The sequence below is a fragment of the Rhizobium tropici CIAT 899 genome, from assembly GCF_000330885.1.
Taxonomy (GTDB): Bacteria; Pseudomonadota; Alphaproteobacteria; order Rhizobiales; family Rhizobiaceae; genus Rhizobium; species Rhizobium tropici.
In genome coordinates, this window is record NC_020062.1 from 1,465,070 (window position 1) to 1,477,582 (window position 12,513).

The window sequence follows — 12,513 nt, forward strand, 5'->3', positions numbered from 1 at the left end:
ACTGACGGCAACGAAAAAGCGGCCGAAGGCTGAAACCATCGACCGCTCCACTATTTCGAGATGGGAGCCTACGCTGCCTGTGACTGCGCTTGAGCTTCCAAAGCCATCGCGCGTGCCGTGACGAAATCGACCTTGCCGGAGCCGAGAACCGGCACCTTGCCGACGGTCACTTCGGCGGGAACCATCATTTCTGTGGCACCCTTCGATTTGGCGAAGGCGAGGAAGTCGCCTCGCGTGGCGTTCACCGCATCGGTCAGGAGCACAAGACGCTCGCCCTTCTTGGCATCGGGTACAGCCGAGACGACGCTGAGGGCACCCGGCCAGAGCTGTGCGGCAAGCGTCTCCACAGCGGCAAGCGAGATCATCTCACCGCCGATCTTGGCGAAGCGCTTGGCGCGGCCGCGAATCTTGACGAAGCCATCCTCATCGATGGTGACGATGTCGCCGGTATCGTGCCAACCCTCCGGTAGCGGTTCGAGAACACCGGGATTGTCGGCGCGCAGGTAGCCGGCCATGACGTTGGCGCCACGGATGAGAAGGCGGCCGCCCTCATCGATGCCGGGAACCGGCTCGAGCTTCCATTCCATGCCCGGCATGATCTTGCCGACCGTTCCGGTGCGATTGTACATCGGCGTGTTCAGCGAGATCACCGGCGCGGCCTCGGTCACGCCATAGCCTTCCAGGATGCGCAGGCCGAACTTCTCCATATAGACCTCGCGGGTCGATGCTTTCACCGGCTCGGCGCCTGAGAAGATGTAGCGGATCGATCTCAGGTCGTAAGGATGGGCGGTGCGGGCATAGCCGTTCAGAAATGTATCGGTACCGAAGACGATGGTGGCGTTGGAGACGTAGATCAGCTCCGGCACGATGCGATAGTGCAGCGGCGAGGGATAGAAGAACACCGGCACACCGGAGACCAGCGGCAGGATCGTGCCTGCCGTCAGGCCGAAGGAGTGGAACATCGGCAGGACGTTGAACACCTTGTCGCCCGGGTGGAAGTCGATGCGCGAGGCGGCCTGGGCAGCGTTCGAGAGGACATTGCGGTGCGTCAGCACCACGCCCTTCGGCGCCCCTTCCGAACCGGAGGTGAAGAGGACCACGGCCGGGTCATCGGCGTTGCGCTTTACCAGCGGCCGATATTTGCGCATGAGGCCGACGATCTTGTCGAAGAAGGTGATCTGCGTGCGCAGTTCATCCAGCCAGACGAAGGCCACCTGCTTTTCGAGCTCCTCGACCACTGGGCCGAGTTTCGCCTGCGTGATGAAAGCGCGCGAGCAGAGCACATGCTTGACCTCCGCCGTCCGGCATGCAGACAGGATGTTGGCCGCACCCGCCGTGAAGTTCAGCATGGCCGGAACCTTGCCCGCCGACATCACGCCAAGGACGGTTGCGGCCGTGCCGTTGGCGTTCGGCAGCATGACGCCCAGCGTCTTCTCGTTCGGGAACATCTTCCTGAACTTGGCGCCGAGTACCGCAGCGCCGGTCAGGAGCTTGGCATAGGAGAGCTTGCCGGCGATCGGGTCCTCGACGGCAAGTTTCTTGCCGCCATATTCATGGGCGCTGTCGATGACGCGGCCGAGGACTGTATTGTTGGTGTCGGCGGTGCGGAACATCAGCGTCGACATGATCTGGTAGAGCGCAGCACCGGCGGCGATACGGCGCTTCCTGCCCTTGAGCTCGGCGGGAACATCGAGCTTGACCGGCTCGAGGATCGTCACCTTGACCTTGGGGAAGAGACGGCGGCGAACATGGCTCGAGGTCAGATAGGAGGCGTAGCTCTTTTCCAGTCCGTTGATGCGGACGGGAACGATCATCGCGCCGGTCTTGTCGGCGACCATGGCTGCACCGTCATAGACCTTCATCAGCGTGCCGGTGACGGTCAGGCGCCCCTCGGGGAAGATGCCGACCGGGCTGCCATCCTGGATGACCTTGATCAGCGAGCGCGTCCCCATCGGCTTGGTCGGATCGAGCGGCAGGAACTTGCACATCTTCAAAAGCGGCCGCATCCACCACTTCTTGGCGAAGGCATAGTCGATGGCGAAGACAGGCTCTTCCTCGGTGATGGCAAGCGCGAGTGCGCCGTCCAGCAGGCTCACATGGTTGAGCGCGATGATCGGCGCGGGACCTGCCTTGCGGATGTTTTCAAGACCTTCCACTTCCAGCCGCATGAAGGCGCGGAAGATGATGGAGATCAGATCGCGAAAGGCGTTGGTCGGCAGCATTTTCAGCATGAGCCAGGCGATTGCGATGTTGAGCACGGAGATGCTGAGAATGATGACCGAGATCGACAGACCCACGCCTTGAAGCACGGCCACAAGCGCCAAACCCACGGCAATGAAGAGAGCGGAAAGCACATTCGAGGCTCCGATGACGCGGGCGCGGCGATCCACATTCGCCCAGCTCTGCATGGCCGAGAAGGTCGGAACGGCCAGGAAAGCACCGCCGATCGCCATGCCGGCGAGATCGATGGCAACGCGGATCGTTTTCGGTCCGGCGAAGAAGGCAAGAATGGTTTCAGCATGGCGGGTCGACTGCAGACCCCATAGGTTCCAGCCGAGATCGAGGCCGAAGAGAGCGACGATCAGCATGCCGATGGGCGCCGGCAGAAGCACGATGCGGCCAGCCGCCATCCATCCGGCAATGGCAGAGCCGATGGCGACGGAGATGGCGAAGATCGCGAGATAAGCGGGAACGACGATTTCCGAGCCGCCGAGAATATCGGTGACCATGACCGGCAGCATCGACATGATGAAGGCGCCAACGAACCAGAACCAGCAATTCATCAGCGACGCCCGCCAAATGCGGCTATCGGCGCGAAGCTCATTGACCAGCCTGTAGCTGGAGCGCACGACATTGGTGTCGACGACGAGATCGGGTGCCTTGGAGCCGGTCGCGGGAATCATGCGGGCGGCAAACCAGCAGAGGATGGAAAGCCCCATCATCATCGGCCCGAAGATCCAGACATTCTCGCCCTCGCGGAAGGCGACGGCCGCAACCATGGTGCCGGTGAGGATGGCGATGAAGGTGCCGCCCTCGATCCAGGCGTTGGCCTTGGGGAGATCCCGGTTTGCCAGATGATCGGGCAGGATGCCGTATTTGATCGGGCCGAAGAGCGAGGAAATGACGCCGAAGCCGAAGAGGGCGAGCATCAGGATCCAGATCGAGGAGAAGGCGATGCCGACGACCGAGATCGCCGCCACCAGGAGTTCGCAGCGCTTCAAAAGCTCCGCCATCCCAGCCTTGTCGTATTTGTCGGCAAGCTCACCGGCAATCGCCGACAGAAACAGGAACGGCACGATGAAGATGCCGCCGGCTAGTGTGACCAGCGCCGCACCCTCCGTCGCCATCTGCGCGAGAATAACGAAAACCAGAGTCTGCTTTAAGAAATTGTCGTTGAATGCAGTCAGGAATTGCGTCCAGAACAGCGGCGCGAACTTCCTCGATCTCATCAGGTGCGTTTGCATGGCGTATCCCTCATTCGGCCAACAGCAGGCCATAGAGTTGTTACGCAAAGGTTGAGCGCGACTACAACTCTATGGCGTCGTTAATAAAGATTAGTCCTGACCGTCACGATTGAACTTAACCAGAAGCTTTTCCGTACGGGCATCTTCTACCTTGCGGATCAGCTTGTCAGCCTCGCTGTTGTCGCGGATCGTCTTGGTGACGTTGACCGCGGTCTGCACCAGCATCAGGATGCCCATGGCGAGATAGCCTTTGCCCCAAAGATCGATCGGCATCATGTAAAGGCCGACGAGGAGCATAAAAGCTGCAGCGGCAAAAGAAATGTAGGAGAAGCTGACCCAAGCCTGGGAATGTTTCTGGAAGCTGTCGTTCATGATCGTATCCTCTCAACTATCTAATGTTTTGATGGTTTTTTTCAGGCTGCTGAATTCAGGCGTTGGCGCAGGCGGGCCAGCACGTCGTCGGCGGAAGGGCCGAGCGGTGCGCCGCAGCCGGCATTGGCGAGTTTTTCGATGATATGTGCCTGCCGGCTCGCAGCATCCATTTCCTTCATGGCAGAGGCCGCAATCTCGCAGCGGCTCTGATAGGCCTCGAGACGGGCCAGCGTCTCCTCGGCATCGTCGAGCGTTGCCAGGCCGGAATTGTCGTCGCAGGCGGCGTTGAGTTTCTGCGTCTGCTCGGTGGCGCGCGCCAGCCGCTCGCCGCGTTGCAGTTCCTGCAGCCGCGCTTCCGATGTGCGAACGGTTGCCTTGAGCTTGCCGATCGTCTGAGTGAATCGGGCCTGGGCCTTCTCGGAAGCATCCCGCTCGGCTTCGAGCTGGGCAATTGCCTCGGCCGCTTCCCGCGCAAGTGCGTCGCTACCCTTCTGCAGGGCGGCGACGGCGCGGGTTTCCAGGTCCGCGATGCGACCGGTAATCGCTGCGTGCCGGTTCTTTTCCTGCTCATTCTGCGCGATGGCGATCGCCACGGCCCGGCGTGCCAACTGAATGGCGCTGGCCGCCTCGCGGATCTGCTGGGCCAGCAGCGGCACGGCGTTGCGATCGATGAACGCCTGTTCCGCATCGTAGGCGCGGCCGCGAATGAGCGTCAGAATTGAATTGAACATTTGTCGTCTCCCGTTTATGAACGATGTTCATGAACACATGTATGGCAGAAACGTGAACAACGTTCAAGAAAAATATTGAACAACGTTCAAAAATCGGATTGGAATTGGCAATGGCTAGAAAAACCCTGGAAAAGCGAGAGGATCTGAAACAGCGGTTAATCGAGGCGGCGCGCAATCGCATCGCTGCCGACGGGCTCTCAAACCTGAGGGCGCGCGACGTCACGCAGGATGTCGGCTGCGCTCTCGGAGGTCTTTACACTGTCTTTGCCGATCTCGACGACCTCGTCATTCACGTCAATTCGGCGACGCTGAAGGCGCTTGAGGCATCGCTGGCGCTGACGGAGGTTCGAGATCATACGCCAGCGGACCGGCTGCGCAATCTCGCGCGCGGCTATCTGCGCTTTGCGGTTACCCATCGCAATCTGTGGAAGGCGCTGTTCGACCATCGGCCTCCGGATGACCGCCCCAGCCCCGAATGGCACCTGGAAGAGCATATGTTCCTGATGGGCGTCATTGCCGAGCCGCTCGCGGAGTTGCAGCCGAACATGTCGGAAACGGCGCGCGCCATCCGCGCGAGAACGCTTTTCGGCGCTGTGCATGGCGTCGTCAGCATCAGCCTCGAAGGGCGTTTCGTTGGTCTGCCGATCGAAAGCCTGGAACAGGAACTCGACGACTTCATCCTGACGGTCGCAGCCGGAGCTGCGGCACGACAAGGCTAGCCGGCTTATGGTTTTTAAGGTTTCGAGGGCGCGTAATTCCTGATGTCGCCGAAGGCGTAACCACGATCCCGCAGCATGCGGATCAGCGACTGCAAGTTTTCGCGGCCGTTGAACTGGTCCTGAAACATCTCGTCATGCATGAGCAGGATCATCTTGCCCCGCTGCGTGAAACGACCGTACTGGAAAAGATGATCGATCTCGTTGACGAGATGGTCCACCGATTGGACTGGTTTGCCGTCATCGCTATGCACCCACTCGAAATCCCAGCCGAAGAGATAGAAGCCAGCTTCGGCGACGAGCTCGTAATCCAGCCATTCGCGCTCCCATTGGGCAACGTTGATGGATAGATCCTCCCTCGATACGGTCGGAAGCCGGAAGACGTCTCTGCCCGGCAGCCGCGCATTGACGATCGGCGTCAGGCCGAGCACTTCGTTGGCATGGCGCATGTCCGCAACCACTGCCTGGGTATCGGAGTAATATTTCCTGTAACGATTGTTGGCGTGACTATAGCTGTGGTTGCCGACGGTCACGAGCGACATGGCCTTGGCTTCGGCAAGCAGGTCGCGCCCGGATGGAATGGTTTCGACATGCAAGCCAACCATGAACATGGCGGCCGGAACCTTTTCCTCGCTCAGCACGGCGAGGATGTTCTTCGTTCCCGGCAAGGGGCCGTCGTCGAATGTGAGATAAATCGTCTTGTCGGCCGCCTGGGCACCGAGGGCGCATACAGCAAGGAAGATGCCGGCAAGCAGCCATGAGAACACGGCATTCCGTTGATTGTCCAATCCGCCCAAGCCAGCCGCCTCCCCGTATCATCGCCGCAAAGTGGCATATCGCATGGAACAAGAAAAGCACCGCGAGCACGACAAAAGCAAAGGGCGCTCTACCCATTTCTGGGGAGCGCCCTTGCTTTTTAACCCGGACAGCGAACGCCGGCTCGACACAGAAATGTCAGCGCGGCAGGCCATCGATACAGGTGATGACCCGCAGATAATCGCGAATCGCACCCTTTGCAAGAGCCGGCTGCGAAAATTTTAGCTATTCTGCCACACGAGAGTTCCATGTGACAGAATTCGCACATTTGACGGGCGTTGATCCCTCGTCAGGCGGCCTTCAAGGTCGCATCACGCGGGATCTCGACATCGATCTCCAGCATGGAGACGTCCTTGTCGCGATCCATCTTCACCTGCACCTTGTCGCGATCGACCTGCACATGCTTGGCGATGACGGCGAGGATTTCCTCTCTCAGCACGGATACGAGATCCGAGCCAACGGAGGCGCGTTCGTGGGCAAGAAGGATCTGCAGACGCTCGCGCGCCATCGGTGCAGATCTCTGCTTGCGGAACAATCCGAAAATGCTCATGCGGCCCTCCTTGCGAAGATTTTGCCGAAGATACCCCGCTTCTCGCCGGGGATGGTGATCGGCACCTGCTCGCCGGCAAGGCGGCGTGCGGCGTCGAAATAGGCAAGCGACGGTGCGCAGCGCGCATCGGCAAGCGTGACCGGAGAGCCGAGGTTGGAGGCGCGCAGAACGTCCGTGCTTTCCGGGATAATGCCGAGGAGCGGAATGGAGAGGATCTCCAGCACGTCGTCGACCTTCAGCATGTCGCCGCGCTCGGCGCGGGCCGCATCGAAGCGGGTCAGCAGCAGGTGCTTTTCCATGCGCTCGCCGCGTTCCGCCTTCAGCGTCTTGGAGTCCAGCAGACCGATGATCCGGTCGGAATCGCGCACCGACGAAACTTCCGGGTTGGTGACGACGACGGCGACGTCGGCATGGCGCATGGCAAGGGTGGCACCGCGCTCGATACCGGCCGGGCTGTCGCAGATGACCCAGTCGAAATAGTTCTTGAGCTCGTTGATGACCCGCTCGACACCCTCGGGCGTCAGATTGTCCTTGTCGCGGGTCTGCGAGGCCGGCAGGAGGAAGAGCGTCTCCAGCCGCTTGTCTCGGATCAGCGCCTGCGGCAGCTTGGCGTCGCCGTGAATGACGTTGACGAGGTCGTAGACCACGCGGCGTTCCGCGCCCATGACCAGATCGAGATTGCGCAGACCGACATCGAAATCGACGACGACGACCTTTTCGTTTCTCTGTGCCAGAGCCGCCCCCAATGCGGCCGTCGAAGTCGTCTTTCCAACTCCGCCCTTGCCTGATGTGACGACGATTACCTTGCCCATCTTGCTCTCCTGTTTTGGCCGGCTTCGGCTCAGATTAGTTTTTCGGCCATGATCGTTTCACCATCCAGCCAAAGCTGGACGGCTTGTCCCCTGAGGCCGGGTGATACGTCTTCCGCCATTTTGTAAATTCCATCGATCGCCAAAAGCTCGGCCTCGAGCTTGCGGCAAAAGATTCGCGCCGAGGCATTACCGATCGATCCCGCCATGGCGCGGCCGCGAAGGGCGCCATAGATATGGACCGATCCACCCGCGATGACTTCCGCGCCTGATGCCACCGAACCGATGACGGTGACATCGCCTTCCGGAAAGATCACCGACTGGCCGGAACGCACCGGCTCGCGGATGATCAGCGACTGCGTGACCGGCCGGATTTCCGGCGGCGGCGCCTTGGGCTCGCTGTTTCGGCGCTCCACGACCGGCTCGGCCTCGGAGACTTCGAAATCGGCAGCCGGACGCCCGCCCTTCAGGATCGGCGGCATACCAGGACCCGCGATCGACGGGCGACCGCCCTCGATGCCCATGATGCTGACATTGCGAGCCGAAAGCTCAGCAATCAGCTCCTTGAGCTGCGCCTTGTCGATCGGCAGGTCGGTGATATCGAGCACGACCGGCCGCCCCAGAAAGAAGCCGGCCGAACGAGCTGCGAGGTCGTCGAGCCTGATCAACCACTGATCCAGCGGAAGATCCGGCGAAAGCATGACCGCAAGAAATGAGCGGCCCTTGATACGGATCGAACGAGCGTCTGTTAGCACTTTGGTCATCTATGTGAATAAATCGTTGATCTTGTGTACCGTTGATATGGTTAACAAATGGTTAATACGGGGCTCCATTGGAGCCCGAACCGCCCCATAAAACGGCGATGCTCGCAAGCGCCGAAGGCTCGTTCGAGGTGGGGTCGTAGACGCATGGAGCGGCGAAAATCGCTGCTCCTGCAAGGAGAAGAATGATTGGTCTCATGAGATCCCCCATGCGCAAGGTATGACGTGCCTTGCCTGACATCCGATGCGATAAAAATTAACGATTCGGCGCGCCGCGCCTTCCGGAACGGCGCGCTATATCGACGCTTGGGTGATTCTCAGGCGAGCTTCAGCTCGACATTGATGTTGCCGCGAGTCGCCTTCGAATAGGGGCAGGTCTGATGGGCTTCCTCGACCAGCGTGCGGGCGAGTTCCGGCTCAATACCGGGCATGCTGACGGTCAGACGCGCCTGCAGGAAGTACGCGCCTTCCGTCGTGCCGAGATCCACTTCCGCATCGACGGCGAGATCGGCCGGCAGCTTGACCTTGCGCTTGCCCGCGGCAAGGCCCATGGCTCCGATGAAGCAGGCCGACCAGCCGGCTGCAAAGAGCTGTTCGGGATTGGTGCCGGCATGGGCGCTGCCGGGAGGCGAAAGCTTGACATCCAGCTGGTTGTCATCGCTGCGGGCCGAGCCATCGCGGCCGCCGATGGTGTGGGTCTTGGCGGTATAGAGAACCTTGTCGATCTTGGTCATGGAACACTCCTTTGTTGCGGCGCCCGTCTGCTATGTTGTGAGGGCAACGTCTGTTGACGGAGTTGTTTTTGATGGATCGACGTATCCGGCATGTTTCCGGAATTGCCGGAAGTGTTACAAAACGTAGGCTCCAACGAGCCGGATACAATTGCTTACAAATTGCCGGAAAGTCTTCTGAAGGGACAATCAGGAAATGACGACCTCCGCAGCTAGGCCACCGCTTTCGCGGTTATAGAGCCTGACGGAGCCGCCGAGCGTCTGGGCGAGCTGCTGGGCAATCGCCAGGCCAAGGCCGGTGCCGCCGGTGTTGCGGTTGCGCGACTGCTCCAGCCGGAAGAAGGGCTGCATCGCCGCTTCTATCTGGTCCTGCGGAATGCCGGGACCGCGATCCAGAACTGTGATCGCAATTTGTCCGGTATTCCGGCGCTCCACGGCGATTTCCGCGGCACCGGCGAATTTCAGGGCATTGTCGATGAAGTTGGTGAGAATGCGGCGCAGCGCATGCGGCTTCGTCGTTGCCGTGCCCTGGATGAGCCCAAGAATCTCGACGGATTTGCCGGTGTCCTGATAGTCATAGCTGATGCTTTCAATGAAGGAGGCAAGATCGATGCGCGCGCTCTTCTCGCCATTGCCATGGGCGCTGCGCGCATAGGCTATCCCATCCTGCACCAGACGCTCGATCTCGCCGAGATCCTGCAGCAGCTTGGTTTTCTCCGGCGAATCATCGGCAATATCGGCGCGCAGGCGCATGCGGGTGATCGGCGTCTGCAGATCGTGTGAGATGGCGGCGAGGATCTGCACGCGCTCTTCGAGATAATGCGCGATTCGATCCCGCATGGCGTTGAAGGCTCTTGCGGCGTGCGCCACTTCGCTCGGCCCTCGGTCGCTCAAGGCCGGGCTCTTGTTGTTGGGATCGAGCGCATCGGCCGCAGCGGCAAGCTCGGCGAGCGGGCGCGTGGCCTGTCGCACGGCAAACCAGATACAAAGGATGATCAATAGCATCTGGACGACGAAGACATAGGGCAGCCAGGCCGCAATCGGCATGACACCCTTTGGCGTGACATCGATCGTCAGCGGACTGCCATCGCTCAGATTGAGATGCGCCTGCAGTCGCGAGATGGGTCCCGGTATTGCTTCCATGCGGATGGGAAAGCGATGGCCGACCGCATCCTCTATCTTGGCGGCGATCTCCGCTCCATGCGCGGACGTATCAGGCACGCCGGGCAAGCCATTGCCTAATTCGAAGTTGTAATTGCCGCGGCTGAGCCAATCGACAAAATTCGCCCTCTCATCGGCCGACAGCCGGTCGAGCACCGCGATCGAGGTCGCAACGTCGTTCTCCAGCGTGCCGAGCATGACGGCCTTTGCCGACATGTAGCGTTCGATATAGAGCACGCTGAAAGAAAGGCCGTAGGCGATCGCGAGCCCCGCCAGAAGGATCAGCGAAATGCGTGCGCGTAGGGTGCTAGGCCACCATGGCCGGTGACCTGGAAGGTCGGCCACGGTCATGCGCGAAGCTCCGCAATTTCCACCGGCACGGAGAAGACATAGCCTTCGCTGCGCACCGTCTTGATGTAGATCGGCTCACGCGCATCGTCCCCCAGCCGCTGACGAAGACGGCTGACGAGCAGGTCGATGGAGCGATCGAAGAGATCGGCATCGCGGCCTTGCGTCAGGTTCAGAAGCTGATCACGATTGAGCACCCGCTGCGGGTGATCGATGAAGACGCGCAGCAGCCGATACTCGGCGCCGCTGAGCGTGATCTCGGTGCCGTCTTTGTCCAGCAGATGACGCCCGACCGTGTCGAGCCGCCAGTCCCCAAAGACCAGCAATTGGCCGGCCTCGCTGATCTGCAGATTGGGCGGCAGCATGCGAGTGCGCCGGAGAACCGCCTTGATGCGGGCAAGAAGCTCACGGGCGGCAAACGGCTTTGCCAGATAATCGTCCGCGCCCATCTCCAGGCCGAGGATGCGGTCCATTTCGTCGCTGCGCGCCGTCAGCATGAGAATGGGCGTCGCCTTGTGCTTTCCTGCGCGAAGCTCGCGACAGAGCACGAGGCCATCATCGCCCGGCATCATCACGTCGAGCACGATCAGGTCGACCGAATTGGCCTCGAGGAAACTGCGCATCTGCCGGCCATCGGCAGCCGTCGTCGCCCGCAGGCCATTCTTCTTCAAATAGCTCGACACCAGTTCGCGGATTTCCCGATCGTCATCCACGATCAGGATATGGTCGACATGATCCATTTCGATTTCCCACTCGTTATCGTAAGCATCGAGCTACGAATATTCATTCTTCGTCGCGCCGACGGCAACGGGCGCCAGCTTATGCCGGCGCCCATTCGCACACTACCGCCGAACTAGAAGCGATCAACATCTATCACAGCCTGGGCGAAGGCTTGCGGTGCTTCCTGGGGAAGATTGTGGCCGATGCCGCCGGTGATCGTGCGATGTTCATACTTGCCCGAGAACTTGCCGCGATAGGCCGAAGGCTCCGGGTGAGGCGCGCCATTGGCGTCACCTTCCATGGTGATCGTTGGGATCGAAATCACCGGGGCGGCGGCGAGCTTCTTTTCATAGGTATCGAACTTCGCCTCGCCTTCGACGAGACCGAGCCGCCAGCGATAGTTATGAATAACGATATCGACATGGTCGGGGTTATCGAAGGCTGCAGCCGAGCGATCGAATGTGGCGTCATCAAAGGCCCATTGCGGCGAGGCGGTGTGCCAGATCAGCTTTGCGAAATCGTGGCGATTTTCCTGGTAGCCGAGACGGCCGCGCTCGGTGGCGAAATAGAACTGGTACCACCAGGCAAGCTCGGCCTTCGGCGGCAACGGCTTGCGGTTGACCTCCTGGCTGCCGATGAGATAGCCGCTGACCGAGACCAGCGCCTTGCAACGTTCCGGCCAGAGTGCCGCCATGATATCGGCGGTACGGCCACCCCAGTCGTAACCGGCAACGACGACCTTTTCGATCTTCAGCGCGTCGAGAAGCTCAATCATATCGGCGGCAAGTGCTGCCTGCTGGCCGTTGCGCGCTGTGTCCTTCGAATGGAAGGTAGTGGTGCCATAGCCGCGCAGATAGGGAATGATCACGCGATAGCCGGCACCTGCCAAAAGCGGTGCGACATCGACGAAGCTGTAGATGTCATAGGGCCAGCCGTGCAGCAGCAGCACGACGGGGCCGTTGGCCGGACCGGCTTCGGCGTAACCGACATTGAGCACACCGGCTTTGATCTGCTTCAGCGCGTCGAAGGAGGTGTGGGTACCGGCCTTGACGGCGGGCAGGGTCAATGTGGAAGCCATTGTTTCTTGCGCACCGGCGATTACAGGCAGACCGAACTCGGCAGCGGCAACAGCGATTGCGGCCATGCCAAAAAAGCGGCGGCGGGTGTGGTTGATTTCCTCGGACATCTGTCTCTCCTGTGGATTGGATCGTGAGCACAAGAAAGCCAGCCACATGTATCGCCGATGTGTCGCCGATGGCCTCGTTTTGAAAGCCTGTGTAGCTTCCGGCCGCCAGGATACAGTCTGATACAATTCCCGGCCCTTAGCGGCAACG

General features: G+C 60.5%; 13 protein-coding genes. 2 read left to right on the forward strand and 11 right to left on the reverse strand.

Features of this window, described 5'->3' with window-relative positions:
* Nucleotides 1-68 precede the first annotated feature (68 nt).
* The 3 genes from RTCIAT899_RS28815 to RTCIAT899_RS28825 form a co-directional block, all read right to left on the reverse strand.
* Nucleotides 69-3,464: an acyl-[ACP]--phospholipid O-acyltransferase gene (locus RTCIAT899_RS28815; RefSeq protein WP_015343371.1), complete on the reverse strand. Its 3,396-nt coding sequence runs from the start codon at nt 3,462-3,464 to the stop codon at nt 69-71.
* Between the two features lie 90 nt (nt 3,465-3,554).
* Nucleotides 3,555-3,836 carry a YiaA/YiaB family inner membrane protein gene (locus tag RTCIAT899_RS28820; protein ID WP_015343372.1) on the reverse strand — a complete coding sequence of 94 codons (282 nt, stop codon included), beginning with the start codon at nt 3,834-3,836 and terminating at the stop codon, nt 3,555-3,557.
* A gap of 41 nt (nt 3,837-3,877) precedes the next feature.
* On the reverse strand, nt 3,878-4,567 hold the full coding sequence (locus tag RTCIAT899_RS28825) for a PspA/IM30 family protein (RefSeq protein ID WP_015343373.1): 690 nt from the start codon (nt 4,565-4,567) through the stop codon (nt 3,878-3,880).
* 110 nt (nt 4,568-4,677) lie between these two features.
* Between RTCIAT899_RS28825 and RTCIAT899_RS28830 the strand changes: the two genes are divergently transcribed.
* On the forward strand, nt 4,678-5,286 hold the full coding sequence (locus RTCIAT899_RS28830) for a TetR/AcrR family transcriptional regulator (RefSeq protein ID WP_015343374.1): 609 nt from the start codon (nt 4,678-4,680) through the stop codon (nt 5,284-5,286).
* 14 nt (nt 5,287-5,300) lie between these two features.
* Here the strand turns inward: RTCIAT899_RS28830 and RTCIAT899_RS28835 are convergent, their stop codons facing one another.
* Nucleotides 5,301-6,080, reverse strand: coding sequence for a polysaccharide deacetylase family protein (locus RTCIAT899_RS28835; protein ID WP_015343375.1), 780 nt, complete (start codon nt 6,078-6,080; stop codon nt 5,301-5,303).
* A 43-nt stretch (nt 6,081-6,123) separates the two neighbouring features.
* Here RTCIAT899_RS28835 and RTCIAT899_RS28840 point away from each other — a divergent pair, with 43 nt between their 5' ends.
* Nucleotides 6,124-6,324: a hypothetical protein gene (locus tag RTCIAT899_RS28840; protein ID WP_041678240.1), complete on the forward strand. Its 201-nt coding sequence runs from the start codon at nt 6,124-6,126 to the stop codon at nt 6,322-6,324.
* A 64-nt stretch (nt 6,325-6,388) separates the two neighbouring features.
* Here the strand turns inward: RTCIAT899_RS28840 and minE are convergent, their stop codons facing one another.
* The 7 genes from minE to RTCIAT899_RS28875 all read right to left on the reverse strand — a co-directional run bounded on the left by minE (nt 6,389) and on the right by RTCIAT899_RS28875 (nt 12,365).
* Entirely contained in the window at nt 6,389-6,649 is a 261-nt protein-coding gene (minE, locus tag RTCIAT899_RS28845; protein WP_015343376.1) for a cell division topological specificity factor MinE, read from the reverse strand.
* On the reverse strand, nt 6,646-7,461 hold the full coding sequence (gene minD / locus RTCIAT899_RS28850; protein WP_015343377.1) for a septum site-determining protein MinD: 816 nt from the start codon (nt 7,459-7,461) through the stop codon (nt 6,646-6,648). The genes minE and minD overlap by 4 nt, the downstream gene beginning before the upstream one ends.
* 29 nt (nt 7,462-7,490) lie before the next feature.
* The gene (gene minC, locus RTCIAT899_RS28855) at nt 7,491-8,222 is read right to left on the reverse strand and encodes a septum site-determining protein MinC (RefSeq protein ID WP_015343378.1); all 732 of its coding nucleotides are present in this window, start codon (nt 8,220-8,222) and stop codon (nt 7,491-7,493) included.
* A gap of 314 nt (nt 8,223-8,536) precedes the next feature.
* Nucleotides 8,537-8,953, reverse strand: a complete 417-nt coding sequence (locus RTCIAT899_RS28860; RefSeq protein WP_015343380.1) for an organic hydroperoxide resistance protein — start codon at nt 8,951-8,953, stop codon at nt 8,537-8,539.
* Between the two features lie 186 nt (nt 8,954-9,139).
* Nucleotides 9,140-10,462, reverse strand: a complete 1,323-nt coding sequence (locus tag RTCIAT899_RS28865) for an ATP-binding protein (protein ID WP_015343381.1) — start codon at nt 10,460-10,462, stop codon at nt 9,140-9,142.
* Nucleotides 10,459-11,199 carry a response regulator gene (locus tag RTCIAT899_RS28870; protein WP_015343382.1) on the reverse strand — a complete coding sequence of 247 codons (741 nt, stop codon included), beginning with the start codon at nt 11,197-11,199 and terminating at the stop codon, nt 10,459-10,461. The genes RTCIAT899_RS28865 and RTCIAT899_RS28870 overlap by 4 nt, the downstream gene beginning before the upstream one ends.
* Before the next feature lie 113 nt (nt 11,200-11,312).
* Nucleotides 11,313-12,365, reverse strand: a complete 1,053-nt coding sequence (locus RTCIAT899_RS28875) for an alpha/beta fold hydrolase (RefSeq protein ID WP_015343383.1) — start codon at nt 12,363-12,365, stop codon at nt 11,313-11,315.
* Between the last annotated feature and the right edge of the window lie 148 nt (nt 12,366-12,513).